Annotated in this window: 25 protein-coding genes; 14 read left to right on the forward strand and 11 right to left on the reverse strand. The window is 36.9% G+C overall.

The genetic code is table 11. The features are described from left to right. Positions 1-51: 51 nt before the first annotated feature. The 6 genes from Q9M50_12340 to pip form a co-directional block, all read right to left on the reverse strand. Positions 52-567 (reverse strand): CHASE2 domain-containing protein, encoded by a 516-nt coding sequence (locus Q9M50_12340; GenBank protein ID MDQ7091401.1) that lies wholly within the window; start codon positions 565-567, stop codon positions 52-54. A 33-nt stretch (positions 568-600) separates the two neighbouring features. Further along, positions 601-1971 carry a bifunctional UDP-N-acetylglucosamine diphosphorylase/glucosamine-1-phosphate N-acetyltransferase GlmU gene (glmU, locus tag Q9M50_12345; GenBank protein MDQ7091402.1) on the reverse strand — a complete coding sequence of 457 codons (1371 nt, stop codon included), beginning with the start codon at positions 1969-1971 and terminating at the stop codon, positions 601-603. A 154-nt stretch (positions 1972-2125) separates the two neighbouring features. Then, on the reverse strand, positions 2126-4198 hold the full coding sequence (gene ppk1 / locus Q9M50_12350; GenBank protein MDQ7091403.1) for a polyphosphate kinase 1: 2073 nt from the start codon (positions 4196-4198) through the stop codon (positions 2126-2128). Positions 4199-4273: 75 nt separating this feature from the next. After that, positions 4274-5521: an NADP-dependent isocitrate dehydrogenase gene (locus Q9M50_12355; protein ID MDQ7091404.1), complete on the reverse strand. Its 1248-nt coding sequence runs from the start codon at positions 5519-5521 to the stop codon at positions 4274-4276. A 58-nt stretch (positions 5522-5579) separates the two neighbouring features. Further along, the gene (locus Q9M50_12360) at positions 5580-6152 is read right to left on the reverse strand and encodes a UbiX family flavin prenyltransferase (GenBank protein MDQ7091405.1); all 573 of its coding nucleotides are present in this window, start codon (positions 6150-6152) and stop codon (positions 5580-5582) included. Then, positions 6149-7105 carry a prolyl aminopeptidase gene (gene pip, locus Q9M50_12365; GenBank protein MDQ7091406.1) on the reverse strand — a complete coding sequence of 319 codons (957 nt, stop codon included), beginning with the start codon at positions 7103-7105 and terminating at the stop codon, positions 6149-6151. The genes Q9M50_12360 and pip overlap by 4 nt, the downstream gene beginning before the upstream one ends. 258 nt (positions 7106-7363) lie before the next feature. Here pip and Q9M50_12370 point away from each other — a divergent pair, with 258 nt between their 5' ends. The 10 genes from Q9M50_12370 (at position 7364) to Q9M50_12415 (ending at position 16930) form a co-directional block, all read left to right on the forward strand. Continuing rightward, positions 7364-7879 (forward strand): adenine phosphoribosyltransferase, encoded by a 516-nt coding sequence (locus Q9M50_12370; protein ID MDQ7091407.1) that lies wholly within the window; start codon positions 7364-7366, stop codon positions 7877-7879. Positions 7880-8214: 335 nt separating this feature from the next. Further along, positions 8215-8493: a hypothetical protein gene (locus Q9M50_12375; protein ID MDQ7091408.1), complete on the forward strand. Its 279-nt coding sequence runs from the start codon at positions 8215-8217 to the stop codon at positions 8491-8493. A 55-nt stretch (positions 8494-8548) separates the two neighbouring features. Next, a complete protein-coding gene (locus Q9M50_12380) occupies positions 8549-9055 on the forward strand; it encodes a hypothetical protein (GenBank protein MDQ7091409.1) in 507 nt (168 codons plus the stop codon). Positions 9056-9119: 64 nt separating this feature from the next. Continuing rightward, a complete protein-coding gene (locus Q9M50_12385; protein MDQ7091410.1) occupies positions 9120-9713 on the forward strand; it encodes a DUF6399 domain-containing protein in 594 nt (197 codons plus the stop codon). Positions 9714-9781: 68 nt separating this feature from the next. Then, a complete protein-coding gene (locus Q9M50_12390) occupies positions 9782-10114 on the forward strand; it encodes an H-NS histone family protein (protein ID MDQ7091411.1) in 333 nt (110 codons plus the stop codon). A 133-nt stretch (positions 10115-10247) separates the two neighbouring features. Further along, the gene (locus tag Q9M50_12395) at positions 10248-10661 is read left to right on the forward strand and encodes a hypothetical protein (GenBank protein MDQ7091412.1); all 414 of its coding nucleotides are present in this window, start codon (positions 10248-10250) and stop codon (positions 10659-10661) included. 569 nt (positions 10662-11230) lie between these two features. After that, positions 11231-12481, forward strand: coding sequence for a TolC family protein (locus tag Q9M50_12400; protein ID MDQ7091413.1), 1251 nt, complete (start codon positions 11231-11233; stop codon positions 12479-12481). Continuing rightward, a complete protein-coding gene (locus tag Q9M50_12405) occupies positions 12478-13569 on the forward strand; it encodes an efflux RND transporter periplasmic adaptor subunit (protein MDQ7091414.1) in 1092 nt (363 codons plus the stop codon). The genes Q9M50_12400 and Q9M50_12405 overlap by 4 nt, the downstream gene beginning before the upstream one ends. Beyond that, on the forward strand, positions 13569-16628 hold the full coding sequence (locus Q9M50_12410; GenBank protein ID MDQ7091415.1) for a CusA/CzcA family heavy metal efflux RND transporter: 3060 nt from the start codon (positions 13569-13571) through the stop codon (positions 16626-16628). The genes Q9M50_12405 and Q9M50_12410 overlap by 1 nt, the downstream gene beginning before the upstream one ends. Beyond that, the gene (locus tag Q9M50_12415) at positions 16625-16930 is read left to right on the forward strand and encodes a DUF3240 family protein (protein MDQ7091416.1); all 306 of its coding nucleotides are present in this window, start codon (positions 16625-16627) and stop codon (positions 16928-16930) included. Before Q9M50_12410 ends, Q9M50_12415 begins: the two co-directional genes overlap by 4 nt. Positions 16931-16975: 45 nt before the next feature. Here the strand turns inward: Q9M50_12415 and Q9M50_12420 are convergent, their stop codons facing one another. Together Q9M50_12420 and mobB are read right to left on the reverse strand one after the other, a co-directional pair. Further along, positions 16976-18217, reverse strand: coding sequence for a molybdopterin molybdotransferase MoeA (locus Q9M50_12420; GenBank protein ID MDQ7091417.1), 1242 nt, complete (start codon positions 18215-18217; stop codon positions 16976-16978). Further along, entirely contained in the window at positions 18214-18732 is a 519-nt protein-coding gene (mobB, locus tag Q9M50_12425; GenBank protein ID MDQ7091418.1) for a molybdopterin-guanine dinucleotide biosynthesis protein B, read from the reverse strand. The genes Q9M50_12420 and mobB overlap by 4 nt, the downstream gene beginning before the upstream one ends. A gap of 238 nt (positions 18733-18970) precedes the next feature. On the opposite strand from mobB, the gene Q9M50_12430 reads away from it, so the two are divergent. From Q9M50_12430 to Q9M50_12440, 3 genes are all read left to right on the forward strand, one after another. Further along, positions 18971-19597, forward strand: a complete 627-nt coding sequence (locus Q9M50_12430) for a cyclodeaminase/cyclohydrolase family protein (protein ID MDQ7091419.1) — start codon at positions 18971-18973, stop codon at positions 19595-19597. Positions 19598-19632: 35 nt separating this feature from the next. Then, positions 19633-19899: a hypothetical protein gene (locus Q9M50_12435; protein ID MDQ7091420.1), complete on the forward strand. Its 267-nt coding sequence runs from the start codon at positions 19633-19635 to the stop codon at positions 19897-19899. A 76-nt stretch (positions 19900-19975) separates the two neighbouring features. Beyond that, positions 19976-20377: a hypothetical protein gene (locus Q9M50_12440; GenBank protein ID MDQ7091421.1), complete on the forward strand. Its 402-nt coding sequence runs from the start codon at positions 19976-19978 to the stop codon at positions 20375-20377. Between the two features lie 272 nt (positions 20378-20649). On the opposite strand, the gene Q9M50_12445 is transcribed toward Q9M50_12440, so the two are convergent. The 3 genes from Q9M50_12445 to Q9M50_12455 all read right to left on the reverse strand — a co-directional run bounded on the left by Q9M50_12445 (position 20650) and on the right by Q9M50_12455 (position 22586). Further along, positions 20650-21408 (reverse strand): sulfite exporter TauE/SafE family protein, encoded by a 759-nt coding sequence (locus Q9M50_12445; protein ID MDQ7091422.1) that lies wholly within the window; start codon positions 21406-21408, stop codon positions 20650-20652. Beyond that, positions 21401-22033, reverse strand: coding sequence for a HAMP domain-containing protein (locus Q9M50_12450; GenBank protein ID MDQ7091423.1), 633 nt, complete (start codon positions 22031-22033; stop codon positions 21401-21403). Before Q9M50_12450 ends, Q9M50_12445 begins: the two co-directional genes overlap by 8 nt. 109 nt (positions 22034-22142) lie before the next feature. Then, positions 22143-22586 (reverse strand): YtoQ family protein, encoded by a 444-nt coding sequence (locus tag Q9M50_12455; GenBank protein ID MDQ7091424.1) that lies wholly within the window; start codon positions 22584-22586, stop codon positions 22143-22145. Positions 22587-22663: 77 nt separating this feature from the next. On the opposite strand from Q9M50_12455, the gene Q9M50_12460 reads away from it, so the two are divergent. After that, positions 22664-22984 (forward strand): DUF1820 family protein, encoded by a 321-nt coding sequence (locus tag Q9M50_12460; protein ID MDQ7091425.1) that lies wholly within the window; start codon positions 22664-22666, stop codon positions 22982-22984. The last annotated feature ends 28 nt before the right edge of the window (positions 22985-23012 follow it).

Genomic DNA, 23012 nt, shown 5'->3' on the forward strand with positions numbered 1-23012 from the left:
ATAATTCAAACGCTTTAATTTTTTCGGTTTTACCTTTTAAAATAAGCCAACCTACGGGACGGCGTTTAAAATTTTCACAACGACCGATGGTTGATTCTGCGACACATTATCCCCAACTTTTAGCATAAAACCAGTAACAATCTTCGTTTTTTTCATAGCCGCTATTAAAATATCATCATTATCAGGAAGCTTTTTTAATTGAGCAGCTAAGGCGGGGTAATCTGATAATTGCTTCGCTATTTCAGCGGCGGAGGTTCGGTCTTTTTCTGAAAACATCATATCAAATACAATCACATTGGCTTCTAATGTAATTAATTTTTCGATTAGATCCGCAATAATTCGCCTTGACCAAGGAAATTGACCTATTTTTTCAAGACTTTCATTATCAATGGCTAAAATTTTAACGGGGGCGGGTTGATAAACACGCGGATGAAGTTGTTGAAATAAATCATACGAACTATTTCGCATTTTAGTAATGAAATTAGGCGAGTACAATTGTATTATTAACGCCAGAAAGAGAACAATCAGTGTCCAAAAATATTTTTGTATTTTTTCGATCAGGTTCATAACGTTAATCAGGTTTTAATAAAAAGTAGGCCGCTATTTAATTTTTTTAGTGGGACGCTGCCACGATGTTAAGGTAATTTGTTTCGCCCGTGTTAAAGTCAATTTATCAGCAATTGCGTTTTTAGTGAGCGTGGAGCCTGCGCCAATCGTTGCATTTTTCCCTACCGTAATCGGGGCAACGAGCTGAGTATTTGAACCAATAAAGGCTCCATCTTCAATAATGGTTTGATATTTATTAACCCCATCATAATTACAGGTAATGGTTCCTGCGCCAATATTTACACCACTTCCCACAACGCTATCACCAATATAACTAAGATGATTTACTTTACTCCCCGACGCAATGGTTGATTTTTTTATTTCAACAAAATTACCAATATGAACATTTTCATTTAATTTAGCATCGGGTCTTAAGCGAGCAAAAGGCCCCACACGGCTGCCCTTTCCAATGTGGGCATGATCAATAATGCAATGGGGTAAAATTTCTACATTTTCTTCAATAATTGAATTAATAATCAGTGTATTGGCACCAATGGTTACGTTATCAGCGATACTGTTTGTTCCTTCAAAAATAACATTAATATCAATGTCTATATCTTGACCTAATTGAGAAAATTCACCTCGAACATCTAATCTTGCGGGATCACGCAACGTTACGCCTGCATCCATGAGTAGAGCGGCTTGTTGTAACTGATAAACGCGTTCTAAATGACTTAATTGTTGGCGATTATTAATGCCCAAAACTTCATCAACCGTTTTAGGCTGCGAGGTTTTTATTTCCAAGCCATCCTTGACTGCCATTTCAATCACATCGGTTAAATAATACTCGTCTTGAGCATTATTATTACCTAAACGTGCCAGCCAGCCTTTAAGTTTCTTCCCTTGGGTGGCTAAAATTCCTGTGTTTCCTTCATTAATTTTTAACTCGTCTAGGCTGGCATCTTTTTGTTCAACAATTTTAATAACCTGTTGATTGGAATCACGAATTATTCGCCCATACCCTGTAGGATTATCCAAATTAACCGTTAACAACGCTAAGGTATGATCACTCACATTTAAGAGTAAGGTTTCGAGGGTTAATTTTGTTAATAAAGGCACATCACCGTATAAAATTAAAACGGTATCCTCGTCATCAATTTCTGTAACCGCTTGTTGAACCGCATGACCCGTCCCTAATTGTTCGGTTTGTTTAATCCAACCCACATTAAGTGCCGATAATTGGGTGGTTACTTGTTCGCCGCCGTGTCCATAGATAACAAAGATATGATTATCTTCTAATTGTGAACTGGTATTACAAACATGTTCCAACAAAGGCTTATCCGCAATTTTATGCAATACTTTAGGCAATTTAGAACGCATTCTACTTCCCTGTCCTGCGGCCAATATAATTGTTTTAATACTCATCTAAGGTTCCTAGAAATTGAAGACAACACGCTTTATTTAACCCCGTTAAGCTTAGGAATCAATGATTAATAAAGTCATCGCCATTTAAAAGTGTCAATAAATTTGATAAGCCATTTTGAATCAATGGCTATGAAAAAAGTTAAGGCGGTGGATACTAAGTCGTTACTTCATTCATTAAGATCGTTTGTGCCTGAATAACTTTATCACTCGCTTTACGTTTTATTTGTTGATAACTGCCATCACTTTGTAATAGCCACGCTTGTGAATTATCTTTCAAATAACAATCTAAATCATGCAAAATTCGATTAAGTAACTTTTTGTTTTCAATAGGAAAGCAGGTTTCAACGCGTTTAAATAAATTACGACTCATTAAATCGGCACTCGCCGCATACACTTCCCAATTCCCTTCATTTTCAAACGCATAAACGCGGGTATGCTCTAAAAAACGACCAATAATTGAACGAACTTCAATATTTTCTGAAATTCCTTTAATACCTGGGCGTAAACAACAAATACCCCGAATAATTAATTTTATTTTAACGCCCGCTTGAGAGGCTCGATATAACGCTTGTATACTTTTTTCTTCAACAATAGCATTCACTTTAATAATAATAGAGGCGGGTTTATTGGCTTGAGCATTGACAATTTCACGTTCAATTTTTGCAATTAACCCCGTATGTAACGTAAAGGGTGATTGTAATAATTTATTGAGTTTAGTGACCTTTCCTAAGCTGGTTAATTGCACAAAAACACGTCTAATATCTTCACCTAAGACTTTATCACACGAAAACAAACCATAATCGGTATAAAGCCGAGCGGTTTTAAGATGATAATTCCCCGTTCCTAAATGCAAGTAATTACGCAAAATTTTACCTTCCTTACGCAAAACTAAACACATTTTGGCATGGGTTTTATAACCGACAACCCCATAAACGACATGGACTGCCGCTTCTTGAAGTTTATTCGCAAGCCCTATATTTTCTTTTTCATCAAAGCGAGCAAGTAATTCAATGACCACGGTCACTTCTTTATCTGCACGCGCCGCTTTTATTAAAACATTAACAATGGGGGAGTCAACGCCTGTTCTATATAACGTTTGCTTGATGGCTAAGACATCAGGATCATTGGCCGCTTGGCGAATAAATTCAACCACAGGGGCAAAGGAATCATAAGGATGGTGTAATAAAATATCTTGTTTTTTAATCGCATTAAAAATATTTTTATTACGTCCAAATTGGGGAGGGATAGAGGGTTTAAAGGGGATAAATTTTAAATCAGGTCGATCAATAAGTCCATAAATTGATTGGATTCGACTTAAATTAACCGGTCCATTGGCAAGGTATAAATGAGAGCGGCTCATTTGAAAACGGGCCAATAAAAAATCAGTGGTTTCCGCAGGTGATTTTGCATCAATTTCTAAGCGAACCTCATCGCCATAATTGCGCATCATTAACTCGCCTTCGACCGCATTCATTAAATCTTCAACCGCCTCATCATCAACAAATAGATCGCTATTTCGGGTCACTCTAAATTGATAGCAACCTTGTATACTCATCCCATTGAACAATTCATTAATAAATTCATGAATAATGGAGGATAAAAATACAAAGTTGTAGCCCTCACTCCCTGTTTCTTCATTAGGCAATTGAATGATACGCGGCAAGGCACGCGGTGCCTGTAAAATAGCACGCCCACTATTACGACCAAAAGCATCTTTACCCGTTAAAGAAATAATAAAATTTAAACTTTTGTTTAAAATACGGGGAAAGGGATGTGCTGAATCAAGCCCTACAGGGGTCAATATAGGCAATAATTCATTGTTAAAGTATTTAGCGAGCCATTTATGTTGAGTCGGTGTCCATTCGCCTCGACGAACAAAGTGAATATTTTCTTGGTTTAATTGAGGGATTAGTACCTCATTTAAAACCTTGTATTGCTCGGTCACTAATTCATGTGCTTTAATCGAAATTTGTTCTTGTTGTTCATTGGCCGTCAACCCATCTATGGCTATGGCGGCGGGGTCAAGTGCTTCCATTTGTAAAACACTGGCAACGCGTACTTCAAAAAATTCATCCAAATTAGAACACGAAATACATAGGTAATTAAGCCGTTCTAATAATGGAATCGTTTCTTTTTTTGCTTCGGCTAGAACACGTAAATTAAATTCTAATAAACTCAGTTCGCGGTTAATATATAAATTAGCTTGCGTTAAATCAGTGGTTTCCATATTGATCGTTTAGGCGTTGATTAGAGTGTTCTCACAGTTAAGCATGAGCATTATTTTTCAGGGTATAAACGAAGATTAACGTTCAGTGGCGGATAAACGTAAGCGTTGTTTTAAATTCGTATCTAAAGCCGCTAGAAAATCTTCCGTGGTTAAGTAATGGCTTTCATTTAACTGATCTTTATGAATACACAAGGCTAAATCTTTGGTCATTTTCCCTGACTCAACGGTCATAACACAAACCTCTTCTAAGATTTTACAAAAATTAATTAAGGCTTGATTGCCATCTAACTTGCCTCGAAAGGCTAATCCTCGTGTCCATGCATAAATTGAAGCAATCGGATTAGTTGAGGTTTTGTTTCCTTGTTGATGCTGACGGTAATGGCGCGTGACCGTACCATGCGCGGCTTCAGCTTCCATAATAGTACCGTCTGCGGTAACTAAAGTCGATGTCATCAGCCCTAATGAGCCAAACCCTTGAGCAACGGTATCTGATTGTACGTCCCCATCATAATTTTTACAGGCCCAGACAAATGCGCCACTCCATTTTAATGCGGCTGCCACCATATCATCAATTAATTTATGCTCGTAAACAATCCCTAATGCTTCAAATTGTGATTGATAGTCCGTTTCATAAATTTCCTGAAAAATAGCTTTAAAACGTCCATCATATTGTTTCAAAATTGTATTTTTAGTCGATAAATATAAAGGCCAGCGTCGGGCTATGGCGACCTTAAAACAACTGTGTGCAAACCCTCGAATAGATTCATCGGTGTTATACATCGCCATTGCAATTCCATTTCCCTCAAAATGATGCACGTCATAGCTTTGTGGTTCGCTACCATCATCAGGGGTAAAGCTAATGGTGAGCGTTCCTTTACCTTGAGTTTTAAAATCCGTTGCACGATATTGATCGCCAAAAGCATGACGACCAATACAAATAGGTTTTGTCCAATTAGGAACTAAACGAGGGACATTATTACAAATAATCGGTTCTCTAAAAACAGTCCCCCCAATAATATTACGTAATGTTCCATTGGGTGAGCGGTACATACGCTTTAGGTCAAACTCGTCAACCCGCGCCTCATCAGGCGTAATCGTAGCGCATTTTATTCCCACGCCCCATTTTTTAATGGCATGAGCCGCATCAAGGGTAATTTGATCATCCGAAGCATCACGACTTTGAATACTTAAATCGTAATATTCAATGGGTAAATCTAAGTAAGGTAATATCAACTTATTTTTAATAAAATGCCAGATAATGCGCGTCATTTCATCGCCATCTATTTCTACAATAGGATTTTTAACTTGAATTTTATTTATCATAATAATACCTAACCTATACTGAATTTAAATATGAAATAAGGAGTTGATTATTAAATTTTTATAACCCCTCCCAAGGCTGATATAAACCCTCTGTTTTAATATCAAAAAAATCTAAAATACGCCCGACACCTTCGTCAACCATTGCCGCAATTGAATCTGATTTAGTGTAAAAAGCAGGCATTGGAGGAAAAACAATCGCGCCCATTTCGGTGACCGCTGCCATATTACGAATATGAGCTAAGTTTAGGGGGGTTTCCCGTGGCATAATAATAACACGCCGCCGTTCTTTTAATGCCACATCCGCTGCGCGTGAAATTAAATTATCCCCAAAACCATGCGCAACCGCTGCTAACGTTTTCATTGAGCAGGGCGCAATAATCATGCCTTCTGTTTTAAACGAACCACTGGCAATCGCAGAGGCTATGTCATGAATACCATGCGTTTTATCAGCCAACTTATAAACCATGGATTTATCCATTCCTAGTTCATATTTAAGATTAACTAATCCTGCGCTAGAAATAACTAAATGAGTCTCCCAATCATTAAAATCGGCTAGAACCTGTAATAATCGTACGCCATAAATGGCTCCTGTTGCCCCCGTCATACCAATAATTAACCGTTTTTTTATCATGAATATTCAAGTATATTTGCCATGTTATTTGTCGCAGCTATTAACGCATCAACCATTTCATCCCCTTGAGCGATATGTCCTGAATGAGCCAATACAAAATATTGTGCATGAGGTAACGCATGATGTAAGGACAGTGCAGATTCCATAGGACAAACTAGATCATAACGTCCATGAATAATAATACTTGGAATGGAGGTTAATTTTTGACAGTGTTCTAAAATCTGATTTTCATCTATAAAATAGTTATTTTTTGCATAGTGTAATTCCATTTGAACTTGTTGAAGTATTTTTTCGGTAATATGTTCAATTTCACCGCCTTTTTCATACGCATCACCTAAAGCAACTTGCGCGCCCCAAGCCATCCAAGCTTTAGCGACCCGCCGTTGACGTAATTCATTTTCTGCCCCTAAAGCAGAACATAACCCCGCTACTAAATTGCTTCTATCTTCCTCAGGAATGCTCGCCACTAAGTTCTGCCAACATTCAGGGTAAATATTACCCACTCCGCCATTTACAAACCAATCTAAATCTTTTCTTCGCGCTAGAAAAATACCTCGAATAATCATTGCTGATACATGTTGGGGGTAAGTTTGAGCATATAATAAAGCAAGTGTCCCGCCCCAAGAACCCCCAAATAACAACCATTTTTCAATAGTTAATTGCTTTCGTAATAATTCTATATCGTCAATTAAATCAGCCGTCGTATTATTATCTATTTCACCATAAGGGGTCGATTGCCCACAGCCTCGCTGATCCATCAAAATGATACGATACTTTTTAGGATCAAAAAAACGTCGATGATTAGGTTTTGTTCCTGAACAAGGGCCACCATGTAAAAAAATAACAGGAATGCCCTCAATAGTACCCGATTCTTCAATATAAACAGAATGTTGACTTTTTGTTTTCAAAAAAAAAGTATTATAAGGTGAAATTTCAGGATAAAGAGGTTTCATATAAAATAGTTTCCAAAAATGTAAACACGCAATAATTTGCTGAATAGAAAGATTACATGAATTTGATAAAGAATAAAATAGCTATTTTTAACCGTTCTATAATCATAATTTGAATTTTATTTATATAAACAATTGATTTAATTGATATAGACGATGCTTTATTGGGGTATCATTCGTTTAATTAAAACCTATTTAATGATAAATAGTAAAAAACTCGCTAAAATAACCCCCCCTTTAAAACTTTAAACTATAAATAATATGCAACGATTAAAAGATCACATTAGAGATATTCCAGATTTTCCTAAACCAGGTATTATTTTTAAAGATATTAGCCCATTGGTAAAAAATCCAGCGGCCTTAAAAATTTCAATTCATCAACTAATACATCCTTTTTTAGGTCGAAAAATTACGGCTGTTGCAGGAATGGAAGCGAGAGGATTTATTTTCGGTTCCTTAGCTGCATGGGAATTAGGGGTGGGATTTATTCCTCTTAGAAAACCTGGAAAACTCCCTCATGACGTGCAGAGTATTTCTTATGACTTAGAGTATGGTTCCGCTACCTTAGAAGTACATGTTGATGCCGTAGAAAAAGGGGATCGGGTTTTACTTATTGATGACTTATTAGCCACTGGGGGAACCGCAAAAGCAAGTTGTGAGTTAATTGAATCTTTAGGGGCGACCGTGGAAGCGTGTACTTTTGTGATTGAACTTGACGCTTTAAAGGGTCGTGATAAATTAAAAAATTATGAAATTCATTCTTTATTGCATTATTAAACTCTAAACAGGCTTAAAAATTATAGCCTCCTTAATTATTAAAAATAACCTTTTAAATTAAAATATTAAAGAAGGTATTGAAGATTTAGATAAATACTATTATCATACAAGTGTTAATCGCATTAAATAAAAAATGTTATTTTTGGCTACCAACTTAAGACGGGACAAAATAAAGAACTAACTGCGATATTCTTGTATCATAGGTTAATGACTAAAAAAACAGAACAACACAGAAAATACGCGCAGCTAGTCACGCAATTATCGCTGAAATTACAACAACAGGCAAGCAAACTGTTCGTAACTTAGCTTCAATTGTTGGTCGCTCAAAAAGCAGTGTGCATCGTCATCGTCAAGCGCAAACAAAGCGAAATCGACATCCTGAATCATCATTATGGGAAACCGAGGCAGGTAGTTCTTGGCAAAGATTAATGGTGTTTTCCGCCTTGTATGTCTTTGGATTAAAGGCAGGCGTAGGTGCAGAGACTTTATCGCTGTTTTTTAAAATGATACGGATTGACACCCATGTGGGCGTATCACCCGACGCACTGCGGACTCAAATCAATAAAATGGAAGTCTTATTGCCGCAGTTTCAGCAAGAATGCGAAAAAGTGTGAAAAAACAAACACGTAAAGTTGTTGCTGGGCTGGATGAGACTTTTTCGGCAACTTTATGATTTTAGTTTTAATGGACTTACGTTCTGGCTATCTTTTGTTGGAAGATATTAGCGATGATAGGTGCTACGATACTTGGTATAAAAAGGTTTCGCCACGATTAGAATCATTAGGCATTGAGGTTAATCATGCGATTAGTGATCGCGCTAAGGCGTTGATAAAAATGGCAGTGACGGGGTTTAAGTGCGAATCGGGGGCAGATATTTTTCATGCTCAACAAGATATGAGTCGCTGGTTAGGCGCGAAAATCGGCAGGCGTGCAGCAAGGGCTGAAAAACAGCGGCAAGCAGCGCAAACCGCAGAGTCTACTGTTTCTAAAACGGCAACGATGCAGAAAATTATTGGACTTAAAACAACACGGATAACGGCTGAAAAAGAGCTTGAAGAAGCCAAAAAATACAAACAGATTATCACGAAAACTTACAAGGGATTGCGGATGAAGTTCATCCTTTTTCACTCAATGATAGTCGTAGAAACGATGCGGAACAGGTTGAGAAGTTGCTAGAGTTAAGAGCGCGAGCCTTTGAAAAATAGCGGAAAAACAAGGGATTAACGATCATAAAGGCGTGATGAAAAAGTTTCGTAATCAAATAAAACCGTTAGCGGTATCCATCAGTTTTTGGTGGCTTTGGGTACGCGAAACCTTGCAAAATTTGGGGCTTGATGCGGATACCGAATATTGGTTGACCACAACATTATTACCCGTTGTTTATTGGCATCAGAAAATGGAACAAACTAAAAGCCGCAGGTCAAAGGAAAACTATCGAAAAGCTTGGGAAACCGCGTCTGATAAGCTCAAATCAGACCCATTTAGTGCAAAGTTATCAATCAGTGAAATGCAGCGATGGCTAACATTGGCGGAGCATATGGCAAGGCAGTTTCAACGCAGTTCATCTGCGGTGGAAGGGCGAAATGGCTGTTTATCGCAAATGTATCGCAATGGGCGAGGTTTGAATAAAAAGCGATTAAACGCGTTGACGGTCATTCATAACTACGGAATCAAACGTGAGGATGGCACAACCGCCGCCATGCGTTTATTTGATACCGAGTTTCCAGACTTGTTTTCATGGCTACTGAATGAAATGGGCGAGTTACCGCTTCCTAGAAATAGTCGAAAGCGTGTGTTTTCTAACCCTTTGAAATTGCTGGATGTCCCGTCTTAAATTGGTAGCCTTATTTTTTAACATTAAATATGTATGAGTTTTAATTTCTAACCTAAATAAATGAAAATATGAAAATTTCAGAGTTAAATAAAATCACTGTTGATGATTTAGTTGTTATTCCGACAAAAGCATTACAAGGCTTTTTAATAACCCTTAATGATGCAATAGAAAGACGTAAGGAACAAGATAAAAATGAATTTCTTGAAAAAGTAGCCGTCTTGGCGAATGAATCAGGGGTTGTTTTAGATGAAGTTTTATTGTCGCCACCCAGAAGAATGCCTACGATTAGATACAGAAACCCAGACGAACCTTCTCAGGGTTGGTCAGGACGAGGTAGAAAACCTAATTGGTTATTAGCATTAATAGCGTCTGGTCGTAAAATAGAAGAATTTGAAGTCTAAATAAAAGACTTAAACATTAATTATTAAAGGGAATTAAATATTTGTCGTTTAATTCCCTTTTTTAGAACCCGTCATTATTAATAAAATGTTAAAATTATTGAAAATTTAACTTAATTAGTATAGTATTGTATAGATGATTTTTGGATTGAAGAAGCTCATCGTATTAATATTAGTGTTGTTACAATTTGTAGCACCCTTAGTACATGCACATTCAGGTAATTCTGGTATTTTAGAAGGTTTTCATCAACATGGTCTTGAAACCTTAAATGAAAATAGCTCGAACTATTTTCAAGATGAAAAACATCAATCAGGTAATCATAAGTTTAATCATCACCATATGATTGTTAGTATTAGTCATGGTATTAAACATAATAACATTAACCTTGGTCATTATTCCTCGCTCCCCCCTCAACAAAGTTTTTCTATAATAAAACAGCCCTTGTTTTATTACGAAATTATTTTTTCGCCTCAACATGTCCTCTTTATAAATAATTTTGTAATTAGCTTGCAATCTCCGCGAGCACCTCCTTTATACGCTTTTTCTTAGCGTTTATACCCTATATTTAATTCCTTTTGACGGCTTTTTAGATGTATTTTTATGCATTTATTAAAGTAAATTATCGTCTATTTTAATAAAACTAATAGATGAGATTTTTCACCTAGGTGCTTAAATTTTATAGGGATCATAAAAATTTAAAATTAAGTTAATTATCTAGTCTGTTTCGCTATAGCTTTAATCTAAAGCGTGTTATCAAGAGTATAAATATTTAAAAATTTTGGACTACTCACTTAAGACGGGACACGTTGAGGTTAAGTCTCGCTCCATAGGAATGAGAACTAAATAATACCCGAAACTTAAAATATATTTTTACCATGAAGAACATGAAGTTCATGAAGAAAAATCATTAAAACTTCATGTTCTTCATGATTTATATGTTTTATTGCGTAAACCAATGTGTAGTTTCGGGTATTATTAAAATGGCGTTCCATAGTGTCCCGCTTTAAGCTGGTAGCCCGATATTTTGATAACTATTTAAATAACAGTTAAGGCTATACCTGACTTATTTTTTAACCTATCTACTCAGTTCATTGATAAATTTATATTGGAGTTATTTTATGTATGGCATCCGCCGTATTACATACTTTTCCGCATTATTATTGGTTAACACTTTAGTCGGTGCTAATGAAAATACGATTGTAAAACATGTAGATCCTATTGAAATCAAACACGATTTATCCTTGTCAGATCTTATTGATTTAACGTTAAAAAAATACCCTGACCAGCGTTTAAATCAAGCCTTAATAAAAGAAGTTGATGCCTTAAGACGGCGTGGCAGCCAGTGGTTAAGTGCCGCCCCAAGTGTTTCTTTTCGTTATCAGGATGATTTACTCGCTGATAATACGGGGCTTCGGGAACTTGAAACCGAATTAGGGCTGTCGCTTTGGAATTGGGGACAACGTTCAGCAGGATTAGCCCTTGCTGATAAAGCTAATGCGACCATTGATAAACAACAACAGGCACTTAGACTTAAAGTTGCAGGATTAATTCGTCTTGCTTTATGGGATATGAGTTTAGAAGATATACGTTATCAACAAGCTAAAATTACCTTAGAAATTTCAGAAAAACTGTTAGATAAAATAAAACACCGTGTGGAACTGGGTGATTTAGCCGAGTTTGATTTATTGTTAGCACAAAGCGATCATTTAGAAAAAAGAACCTTATTTGTACAAGCTCAGGCTGAGATGATGCACGCTCGTGAGCGTTATTTCACCTTAACACAATCAAATCAAGTCCCTGCGAATTATACTGAAACTCAGAGTACACTAGATACTGTGGAGCATCATCCCGCATTACAGGTTATGAACACCTTGATTGAACGTGAAAAAGCAAATCTTAACTGGGTTGAATCGAAAGGATCAGGACAACCCCTAATAACACTAGGGGGGAAAAGCGAACGCGGTTCACGTGCTAATGATGATATAGAAAGCCTAAGTCTTACTATTTCTATTCCTTTTGGCGGAGCCGCCTATTTAGCCCCTAAAATTGCATCAGTTAATATTAAATTAACAAAAATAATCACTCGACGTGAACATCTATACCGAAAATTAACCGCTGATCTGCATGAAATTAATCATCAACTTGAAGTCAATCGAGCCGAGCTAATGATGGCAAATGAATTAAAACAAATTTCTAATAAACATTTAAAAATGGCTCAATTTGGTTTTTCAGAAGGCGAAATAAATTTAATGGATTTATTAAAAATTCAAACAAAAAATACCAATGCCTTACGTCATGCAAAAGAACATAAAGTGATGCTTCAACGTAATATTGCCTTATATAATCAAATTGTAGGAGTACAGCCATGAAACAAATTCTCTTTATTTTTTTTGTACTGCTTAGTTTTAATATTAATGCCGATAATAACCAAATAAAACTTTCTAAATTACAGCGTTATAATTTAGGGATTAAAGTGGGGGCATTAATAAAGGTTAAAAGTATTCCCTTATTAACCGCTCCAGCTAAAGTGGCAATTCCACCCGATCAAGAATATATTGTGAGTAGTTCACAAGCAGGTTTGATTCAACAACTGAATAAAACAGAGGGCGATCATGTAAAAAAAGGTCAATTATTAGCACAAATAAATAGCCCAGAACTCCTTGCGTTACAGCGGGAATACCTTCATGCAATCAGCAAAAAACAAGTAGCTTGGGTTAGTTTTCAACGCGATAAAAAATTGTTAAATGGGGGGATTATTCCTAACAAACGTTTACAAGAAACGCAAGCGCGTTATGGTGGCGAAAAGATTGAAGTGAATGCAATACAACAATTATTAATGATTGCAGGGATGCCCGAACACGATATTAAACAGTTATCTAAAACGCAACGTCTAAGCAGTAAACTTAATATTTATGCCCCTGCGACAGGGGTTATTTTAGAAAAAATGGCTGTTGTGGGTCAGCGTTTAGATATGCTTGCACCTATCTATCGAATTGCCAATTTAAATCAATTATGGTTGGAAATTAATATTCCTCAAGAACAAGCCGATATAGTTAAAGTCGGTGACCGCATAATCATTAATAAAAGTCCCATTCGTGCCAAAATTACATTGCTAACGCATCGTGTTAATGTCAATAATCAATCGGTACTGGCAAGAGCGATTATTGAGACTAAAAATTCGTCGCTTAGAGTCGGTCAAAATGTCAATGTCCATATTCAGCATAATAGTAAACAAGTAGCCTTTGAAGTTCCTAATGTTGCCATTGCTCAACATAAAGGGAAAGCTTATATTTTTGTACAAATAGACTCAGGATTTTTAGTTAGACCTGTAACTGTAATAGGTCAAAAGAAAAAAGTTTCTATTATTACCAGTGAATTAACAGGGACTGAGAAAATAGCCTTAAGAGGGGCTGTTGCATTAAAAGCAAACTGGGTAGGACTTGGGAGTGAAGAATAATGTCTTATTTAATTCGCTTTGCACTAACGCAACGAATATTAATTTTATTATTTGTCGGCTTGCTCATAGGCGGGGGTTATTACGCCTTTAAAAAAATTCCGATTGATGCTTTTCCTGAGGTTTCACCGACTCAGGTTAAAGTCATTGTTAAATTATCAGGAATGACTCCCGAAGAAATAGAATCACGTATTACCGCGCCCATTGAAGTTGAATTATTAGGGATTCCTAAACAAACGATGTTACGTTCATTAGCAAAATATGCACTAACGGATATAACGATTGATTTTGAAGAAGGGACTGATATTTATTGGGCGAGGCAACAAGTTGCTGAACGTTTAAATAGTATTTGGGGAGATTTACCTGAAGGAGTTTCGGGCGGAATTGCGCCGATGACCACGCCATTGGGGGAAATATTTATGTTTTCCATTGAGGGCGGGGACTTAGATTTAATGCAACGGCGTGAACTCTTAGATTGGGTTATTCGTCCTATTTTACGCACCGTTAAAGGGGTTGCCGATGTTAATTCCTTAGGTGGGTTAGTTAAAAGTTTCATTGTCAATCCTAATAATACACGAATGATTGCTCGAAATATTGCAATCGATCAATTAATTGAGGCGTTAAAAAATAATAACCGTAATGACGGGGCTGGTCGGTTAAATGAAGGTGAAGAAACCTTAATTGTACGCATCGAAGGCCGCATTAAAACGATCGCTGATATTAAGGCTATTGTGGTTAAATACAGTCATGGAACCCCGGTCACGGTGGGCGACATAGCCGATGTAAAACTCGGGGGATTAACCCGTTATGGGGCCGTTAGTAAAGATGGAAAAGGGGAGGCAGTTACAGGGTTAGTGTTAAGTTTACGGGGCGCAAATGCTCAACAAATTGTCAATGATATTAAAATAAAGCTGGCTGATATTAGCAAAAGCTTACCTGATGGCGTGAGTATTGAAACATTTTATAATCGCGGCAATTTAGTTACACAAGCCGTTGAAGGAATCTCTAATGCAATGATTATAGCCATTATTTTAGTGGTGGTTTTGCTCATTATATTTTTAGGGGATTTACGCGCGGCGTTAACGGTTGCATTTTCACTTCCTTTAGCGACCTTAATCACCTTTATTTTAATGAAGATGATGAATATGTCGTTAAATTTAATGAGTTTAGGTGGGTTGGCCATTGCCATTGGGATGCTGGTGGATGGCTCGGTGGTCGTCGTTGAAAATATTATTAGTCATTTATCCGATAAAGAAAAAAGTGAACGCTTACCTCGGCTACATATTATTTACCGTGCAACGCGTGAAGTCGCGATTCCCGTTACCTCGGGGACGCTGATTATTATTATTGTCTTTTTTCCATTAATCACCTTACAAGGATTAGAGGGAAAATTATTCACCCCCGTTGCCTTAACCATTATTTTTGCACTCAGTGCCTCAGTTTTATTATCATTATCCATTATTCCTGTTTTCGCTTCCTATTTTTTAAAAAAAGTATCGGCGGATGAGCCGTGGCTTCCCCGTCAAATTCAAAAAATTTATCAACCCTTATTATTACTTTGCTTAAAACACAGTAAAAAAGTTTTTGTAATCACGGCCTTTTTATTTGCGATTTCAATCGGCCTTTTTACTCAAATAGGCGGTACGTTCATGCCAACAATGGATGAAGGCGACATTATCGTTCAACTTGAAAAGTTACCCTCCATTAGCTTAGAAGAATCTATCGCTTTAGATGGACAAGTTCAAAAAAGTTTGTTGAAACATATTCCTGAGATTAAAAGTGTCATTGCACGCGTAGGAACGGATGAACTCGGACTTGATCCGATGAGTTTAAACGATACCGATACCTTTCTAGTCTTAAAGCCAAAAAATGAATGGCGAATGGAAACCAAAGAAGAGTTGATTGAAAAAATTCGTCAAGTAATGGCCGAAATACCGGGGATTGCCTTTGGGTTTACGCAACCGATTGAAATGCGTGTTTCTGAAATGCTAACAGGAACCCGTGGGGATGTTGCCATAAAATTATTTGGTTCAGATTTAGACGTTTTAAATCAAAAAGCGGAAGAAATTGTAACAACATTAAAAAGTCTTGATGGAGCGAGCGATGTTCTTACAAGTAAAAATGATGGAATGCAGTTTTTACAATTAATTTTAAATAAACAAGCCGCTGGACGTTTAGGCTTAGATAGTAATGTCTTAGAAAATACTTTACGGGCGCAAATTGAAGGTTTAAATGTTGGAATTGTTCAAGAAGGGATTAAACGTATTCCTTTAGTCGTAAGAGGAGCGAGTCAGATTTCAAATTTTTCAAGCCTGCAAGTGACCTTGCCTGATGGGGGACATATTCCTATCACTGCAGTCGCAAAATTAGAGCGCGTTGAAGGCGTTGTTGCGATTGAGCGTGAACGAGGGCAACGTTTTGTCGTTATCACCAGTAATGTAAAAGGACGTGATTTAGGAGGATTTGTGGAAGAAGCACAAACAAAGATTGCTAATGACGTTAAATTACCAACGGGATATTCGGTCACCTTTGGCGGTGAATTTGAAAATCAACAGCGCGCCTTTAATCGTTTGTTAACGGTGATTCCAATTTCATTAGGATTGATTTTTTTACTGTTATTTTCAACCTTTGGCTCAGTACGACAAGCCACCTTAATTGTCTCTAATATTCCATTAGCGATGATAGGCGGGGTTTGTGCTTTATGGTATTCAGGCGAATATTTATCGGTTCCCGCATCGGTCGGCTTTATCGCTTTATTAGGCATTGCGGTTTTAAACGGGGTCATGATGGTGAGTTATTATAATCAACTACGTGCTACGGGTATGGCTCTTTCTAAAGTGATTGTCTTAGGCTCTATACGACGATTACGCCCCGTGTTAATGACCGCCAGTTTAACCGCTTTTGGCTTATTACCACTTTTATTTGCCACAGGGCCAGGGTCTGAAATTCAAAAACCGTTAGCCATTGTGGTGATTGGCGGTTTAATCTCTTCGACGTTTTTGACGTTAATTTTACTCCCCATTTTATATCAAATTTTTTCTAAAAAAGAGAGCATAACATGAATTCACAACAGTTTTTAGTGACCTTAAATGTTCCGCCGATGTTAGAAGAGTTGATGGTCGATTGTTTACTCACCTTTGAATCTGAACATGGTTTTAGTAGTATTGGAATTAATGCGCATGACCATAAACATCAAAACTTATCATTAGCCGAGCAAGTGACAGGGCAACAACAGAAAATTCGCTTTCAAATGTATATTCCGCAACAAGACCTATCCATTTTATTAGAAAAATTGAACATTGAATTTTCAGGATCGGGGATTCAATACTGGGTTTTACCCGTGATAGAAAACGGTTATATCTAAGTTTCTCTCGTAAATTTTAAAAAGCCGCCATTAAAGCGGCTTTTTTTAAATATAATGATCAAACGGTTGCACCCAAACCGTGTCTCCTTTTTGAACGCCTGTGTTGTCCGCAGGAAGAACAATATAACAATTAGCCCGACTCATCGCGCTTAAAATATTGGATTCCTGCCCACCTGCTGATGTCACTATAAACGACTCATCGGACTGTTGTTGTAAAATTCCCCGTTGATATTCTTCACGTCCTTTTAGTTTTTTGAGTGAGCAATCACAGCGTGCCGATATTTTTAAAGGCGTAAGCGATTGAAGCCCACTTAATTTTCCTAACGCAGGCTTTACCAATTGATCAAAGGTTGCGACCACTGAAACAGGATTACCCGGTAAACCAAAGAAAACACAGTCATTAATATGGCCAAAAGCAACGGGCTTTCCAGGTTTCATTGCAACCTTCCAAAAATTAACCTGACCGATTTTTTCTAATATTTCCTTAATGTAATCGGCATCCCCGACAGAAGCCCCGCCTGTGGTGATAATGACATCATAATTTTTTGCCGCAGAATACAGTGTTTGTTCTAATAAATTTTTATCATCCGCAATAACACCTTTATCGACCACATCAAGAATGGCATCCGTTAATAAACCATGAAGCAGATAACGATTACTGTCATAAATTTGACCTGATTGTAAAGGCTGCCCAAGGGTAACTAACTCATCGCCTGTCGAAAAATAAGCCACTCGTAATTTACGTCTAAGCGTGACACTATGAATGCCTGCAGAGGCTAATAAACCTAGATCGACAGCGGTTAGTTTTTTCCCTGCGGCTAATAAACACGCGTGTTGTTGAATATCCTCACCCATTTGGCGAATATTATCTAAAGGCACGCAGTCTTTCGGGAAGTTAATCGTATCATTGACCGCTTTTACCCGCTCTTGCATGATAACAGTATCCACCGTTTTAGGCACCACCGCTCCTGTAAAAATACGTACACATTCTCCCGCCGCTAATGACCCCTTAAACGGTTTACCTGCCCATGAAATTCCGACTTGATTTAAACTAAAGGGCTGATTCTGCTTTATTTCATGCCTTGAAAAAGCATAGCCATCCATTGCGGCATTACGTTCGGGAGGAATATTAATAGGGGAATAAACCGATTCAGCTAAAACACGTCCCAAGGCATTTTTTAATGACTGTTGTTCCGTGCCTTTAAGGGGATTAAGAGACTGTAAAATCGTATCTAAAGCCTGTACTCGGGTTAATAAATTTGTTTTTGAAAAGCAACGATCTTTCATGATAAAAACCGCTGTATTATAAAATTAGCTATCATTAGTGGGTTATTAAGGTTAAGTAAAACTAAAGGCTTAGGCAAGGAAAGCGTAACATCACTGGCAAGTGCAATAATGGTATTATCATTAGGGTAACGAGGCGGGTAATCTAATACTTGGCGATGTAACTCAATTTTTGGAAAATTTTCGGCTTTAAAACCTTCAACTAAAATTAAATCTAATTCAGATTGATCAAAAGATTTCAATTGCTCATCCAAAATAGGTTCGATAACATGATCGAATTCAGTAATAATGGCGCGGCGATGGGATGAGATTAACATCACAGGCGAAGCCCCCGCTTTTCGTAAGCGATAACTATCTTTCCCTGGTTTATCAATTTCAAACTTGTGATGACTGTGTTTAATCAGACCCACACGAAAACCATGTTGAGTTAATAAAGGGATTAATTGGGTTAAGAGGGTTGTTTTTCCTGTACCACTTGCAGCTGCAAAGCCTAAGATAGGAACGATAGCATTTTGCATCAGTTTCGATTGACTTAATGAGTATTGAGACGATTATCCTAGCGTGTTTAAAATTTCTGTCAACGTTAAGTCAATAGCAGAATAAAAACAAGCTAGTTTATCGCGCTTTATTTTAGCTTAAATTAATAGCTAAAGTTTTATAATTTGTGTAAAATTTTGGCCTAGCTTATTACCTTAACTACACGTAACCAATGAGCTAAATTAATCGACGTTGGGACGTGTTAAATTTAAAATACTTATGGAAATAAAAGATAAATCAATTGAAGTTTTTTTAGATGAATTAGCCAGTAAAGCGGCAACGCCAGGTGGGGGAAGTGCCGCCGCGTTGATGGGCGCGCAATCGGCCGCATTAACCAGTATGGTTTGTCACCTAACCATTGGTAAAGCAAAGTATGCCGCCGTTGACCTAGAAATGAAAGCGTTACTCGTAAAATCAGAGAAGTTGCGAGAAGAATTAACCATCATGATAAAAGAGGATGTTGAGGTATTTGACCGTATCATGGCATGTTATCGCTTGCCGAAAAAAACAGATGAAGAAAAATTAAAACGGAGTGAAGCGATTCAAGGTGTTTTAAAAGAGGCGACTTTAGTTCCTTTAAAATGTGTTCGGGCGTGTGCTCATGCGATTGCTTTGAATAAAATAGCCGCTGATAAAGGAAGCCTAAACGTTATTAGTGATGCTGGCGTAGGCGTTATGTCGGCTTATGCAGGTTTAAAAAGTGCGGCACTGACTATTTATATTAATACTGGTAATATAAAAGATAAAACCTTTACCGAGGCAGTTTTATCCGAGTTAGATGATTTATTAGAGGGCATTGATGGTATAACGAATGATATTTACCAACGTGTTAAAGACCAGTTATAAAAATGCCTTAGTTTATATAAAACCAAACGATAAATATGATGAAAATTTTAAAATTAATTGCACTGCTGACATTATTAACGGCATGTACTGAAGACCAACAAAACCAATTTTCAAGAAAAGCGGTTGAATACTTAGATGGTGATTACAAAATTACCTATGCCAATGGATCTACGCAAAAAAGTTGGACGATTAAAAGTGGCAAAGTAACCACAAATCCAAAAGGCTATTATTATTTTTGGGATGATAAGAAACATTACATTCAAACCCCCATTGAAAATACATTTATCGAAGAAATAGACTGAAATCCACCCCATTCTTAATTAGTATTTAAGCGTTAACGACTTTTTAATATTTATAATTATTCTAACAAGGTAACCCATGAAAAAAATTATTTTAATCTCTACATTAGTATCCCTGTTTTTAAGTACGCCTAGTGCAATAGCCGCTATGGATCATGGAAGCAACGGTAATCGAGGGCGATCTAACAACCCAGCGTGCAAAAGCCAAGGGGTTGGGCAAGTAAAACCCGCTCATTTAACCAATGTTTCACCAGGATCTGAATTTTCTTTTTGGGTTGTAGGACTTAAAAACCCTAAAGAAGTTAACGTTACGGTTAAGAACATTCCAGTCACGGTGACCGCTGAAGATAAAAAAAACTTTTATCTTTTCAAAGGTCATTTACCTAAAGAGTTAACAGGGACGGTTGCCCGTATTATGGTAGACGTTTCATCCAAAAAATGCCCCTCTGAAAAAGGCTGGCTGGTAAGAATTGGGGAGTAATTGATTAGATGCTAACAAACTAAAGCGATTAGACCTAAACGAAATGCTGTTTTCTAGGCCACTATGCCCAACTCACTAGGTACAAATTCACCTCGGAGTCCACCTGTTTTTTATTTATATGGGTAAAAAACACGTTTTTTCACTTTTCATTTATCTCAATTATAAGGTACTATTTAAAGGTCGTTAAAAATAATAATACTATAAACGTTTTGAGGGCGGGTATTTTGAAGGCTTAAGCCCATAAAGTATCAGCTCTCAAGCGTTATTTTTTATTAGAATGAGTTATAAACTAAATGGATACCCACCAGTGTTAATAGAAAGATAAAAGCTTCTTTTAAAAGTCGTTCATTAATTTTTTTTGTAATTCTTGACCCTAACTGTCCCCCGATTAAGACCCCAGGAACTGCCCACATCACAACCCCATAATTGGGATTTCCGCCCATAGCGATATGACTGAGTGCGCCAATACAACTAACACAAAAGGCTAAAAACAGACACGTTCCTATCGCACTACTCATACTTAATGAAAGTTTACTTCGCATCACAGGGATTAACCACTCACTCAGGCTCGTACTTAACATTCCACTTGCCACTGAGGCAGGAAAAGCAATCCAAGCGTGACGAGATGCGACCTTCATATCTACTTTATTTTGACCTAAATCATTGTATTTTTGTTCAGAAGAAACGAATAAAAATGCGGTCGTCATTACTAAGAGTCCTAAGACTAATTGCATTTTATCGGACTCTAAAAAGCTCGCAAGATAAGCCCCGCCAATAATCCCTGGAAAAGAAATATATAAAATCAATCGAGCTAATTTAAAATCAACCCGTTTTTGTCTAATACAAATGATGCTCGCAGAGCCCATTCCTGCTGTTTGAATAAGCAGTGAGGTCACAACCGCAATTTCAGGGGTTAGTTTGATCGCAATTAAAAAGAAAGGCATTAATAAAACACCGCCCCCAATTCCTACGGATGAAACAGCGGTTGAAATAACAATGGCTACGGGAAGTACATACCAATATTCAATCATCTGATTCTCCATTGACACCTTTTAATTGAAAACATTCGGTAAAAAACTTTAAGGTATCAAAATCATCTTGTAACTGTTCTAGCTCTTTGAGAATTTCTTCTGATTTTTCGGCATGCCTCACATCATCTTCAAGCAACTTTCTAACATGGCTAATACAACGCTCACCCGTTTCACTCATATTTTGAGCAATCATGGTTACTTCCTGTAAATTAGTCACCATTTCGTTAATAACACCCCCTAATTGAGACAACTCATTACCCGAGTCAATGGTAATGGTTTGTGTTAAATCTCCATCCGAAATTTCCTTGGAAACATCAATCATGTGCTGTAACGGGCCGGTGATATTTTTAATTAACATCATCAGGACAATAATGGTGACATACATAATAATTCCAATCATTAAGATCGATTTATTACGTAACTCTTCCATCGGTTCAAACACTTGCAGTTTACTTAAAGTATTAACTGAAAAACTTTTGAAATTTTTCAATAACGTTTCTTTTAACTCTGGACTTTGTACATCAAAGACAAATTCAACGGTAACCAGTAACGCGGCACAGACAATGAGCATAAAATACATAATCATTGTTCGTTGTAAATTATCTTTATTTTTTTCTTTTTTCATTCGCAATGACCTAAATAGTTTTACGCGAGCTGTTTAATCAGTATAGTGTAGGTTGAGCGGCTTATCAAACCAAACCCAAAACAGGCTAAGTTTTTAGTTGAAAAATAAATTAATCTTGCAAAATATAACTTATAATGTCAATAACTTGCTTTGGTGTTTTCACTACAGCAATAGCAGCCGCATCAATTTCTTTTAAAGGATGTATGAGTTCAGACGAATGTAAGGTAATAATAGGAATCCCTTTGCCAACGGCTAAGCCTGCATCAAATGCAGCATTCCATTGTTTATATTTATCCCCAAAACGTATAACAACTAAGTCAGCACGACTAATATGATGATTTGTTCGCAAGCTATTTATCTTTGCTCCCTTATGATCCTTCCAGAAAGAATTTTCTTCATTTCCTAAAATTTCAATACCCACATTATCACTTTGATCGTGATGCGTAACCGGTGTTAAAATTTCTATGTCCAGTTGCCTATTAACAATCTCTTGTTTAATTTGATCTCGCCAATCACTGTGGATTTCACCTGATAAATAAATTGTGTATGTCATTATAATTGTTTTAGGTTAGGTTTTTGAGATAATACGCGTAAAATACAGATTATTATAACTAAAAGAGCAGCGCCAAGATGTCAGAAAAAGATATTTATAGAATCATTTTTTTTAACCGTGATGAGATTTATGAAATTTATGCTAAAAATGTTTATGAGGGTGATATGTACGGCTTTGTTATCATCGAAGAATTTATTTTTGGTGAAAAAAGCGCGCTTTTAATTGATCCGAGTGAAGAAAAATTAAGAAATGAGTTTGAAGGGGTTAGTCGTACATTTATTCCGCTTCATGAAGTCATTCGTATTGATCAAGTTAAAAAGCAAGGCGTTGCAAAAATTTCTTCTGCTCCCAAAAATAGCAATAATGTTTCAACATTATACAGTCCGAGTAAAAAATAGTATTACCACTCTATAAATAGAGTGAAAG

The sequence above is a fragment of the Methylococcales bacterium genome, from assembly GCA_030949405.1.
Taxonomy (GTDB): Bacteria; Pseudomonadota; Gammaproteobacteria; order Methylococcales; family Methylomonadaceae; genus WTBX01.

Bases quoted from the DNA above. Each gene is read 5' to 3' on its own strand.
- Q9M50_12340 (MDQ7091401.1), bottom strand. From the start codon at position 567: ATGAACCTGATCGAAAAAATACAAAAATATTTTTGGACACTGATTGTT.
- glmU (MDQ7091402.1), bottom strand. From the start codon at position 1,971: ATGAGTATTAAAACAATTATATTGGCCGCAGGACAGGGAAGTAGAATG.
- ppk1 (MDQ7091403.1), bottom strand. From the start codon at position 4,198: ATGGAAACCACTGATTTAACGCAAGCTAATTTATATATTAACCGCGAA.
- Q9M50_12355 (MDQ7091404.1), bottom strand. From the start codon at position 5,521: ATGATAAATAAAATTCAAGTTAAAAATCCTATTGTAGAAATAGATGGC.
- Q9M50_12360 (MDQ7091405.1), bottom strand. From the start codon at position 6,152: ATGATAAAAAAACGGTTAATTATTGGTATGACGGGGGCAACAGGAGCC.
- pip (MDQ7091406.1), bottom strand. From the start codon at position 7,105: ATGAAACCTCTTTATCCTGAAATTTCACCTTATAATACTTTTTTTTTG.
- Q9M50_12370 (MDQ7091407.1), top strand. From the start codon at position 7,364: ATGCAACGATTAAAAGATCACATTAGAGATATTCCAGATTTTCCTAAA.
- Q9M50_12380 (MDQ7091409.1), top strand. From the start codon at position 8,549: ATGATTTTAGTTTTAATGGACTTACGTTCTGGCTATCTTTTGTTGGAA.
- Q9M50_12385 (MDQ7091410.1), top strand. From the start codon at position 9,120: ATGAAAAAGTTTCGTAATCAAATAAAACCGTTAGCGGTATCCATCAGT.
- Q9M50_12390 (MDQ7091411.1), top strand. From the start codon at position 9,782: ATGAAAATTTCAGAGTTAAATAAAATCACTGTTGATGATTTAGTTGTT.
- Q9M50_12395 (MDQ7091412.1), top strand. From the start codon at position 10,248: ATGATTTTTGGATTGAAGAAGCTCATCGTATTAATATTAGTGTTGTTA.
- Q9M50_12400 (MDQ7091413.1), top strand. From the start codon at position 11,231: ATGTATGGCATCCGCCGTATTACATACTTTTCCGCATTATTATTGGTT.
- Q9M50_12405 (MDQ7091414.1), top strand. From the start codon at position 12,478: ATGAAACAAATTCTCTTTATTTTTTTTGTACTGCTTAGTTTTAATATT.
- Q9M50_12410 (MDQ7091415.1), top strand. From the start codon at position 13,569: ATGTCTTATTTAATTCGCTTTGCACTAACGCAACGAATATTAATTTTA.
- Q9M50_12415 (MDQ7091416.1), top strand. From the start codon at position 16,625: ATGAATTCACAACAGTTTTTAGTGACCTTAAATGTTCCGCCGATGTTA.
- Q9M50_12420 (MDQ7091417.1), bottom strand. From the start codon at position 18,217: ATGAAAGATCGTTGCTTTTCAAAAACAAATTTATTAACCCGAGTACAG.
- mobB (MDQ7091418.1), bottom strand. From the start codon at position 18,732: ATGCAAAATGCTATCGTTCCTATCTTAGGCTTTGCAGCTGCAAGTGGT.
- Q9M50_12430 (MDQ7091419.1), top strand. From the start codon at position 18,971: ATGGAAATAAAAGATAAATCAATTGAAGTTTTTTTAGATGAATTAGCC.
- Q9M50_12435 (MDQ7091420.1), top strand. From the start codon at position 19,633: ATGATGAAAATTTTAAAATTAATTGCACTGCTGACATTATTAACGGCA.
- Q9M50_12440 (MDQ7091421.1), top strand. From the start codon at position 19,976: ATGAAAAAAATTATTTTAATCTCTACATTAGTATCCCTGTTTTTAAGT.
- Q9M50_12445 (MDQ7091422.1), bottom strand. From the start codon at position 21,408: ATGATTGAATATTGGTATGTACTTCCCGTAGCCATTGTTATTTCAACC.
- Q9M50_12450 (MDQ7091423.1), bottom strand. From the start codon at position 22,033: ATGAAAAAAGAAAAAAATAAAGATAATTTACAACGAACAATGATTATG.
- Q9M50_12455 (MDQ7091424.1), bottom strand. From the start codon at position 22,586: ATGACATACACAATTTATTTATCAGGTGAAATCCACAGTGATTGGCGA.
- Q9M50_12460 (MDQ7091425.1), top strand. From the start codon at position 22,664: ATGTCAGAAAAAGATATTTATAGAATCATTTTTTTTAACCGTGATGAG.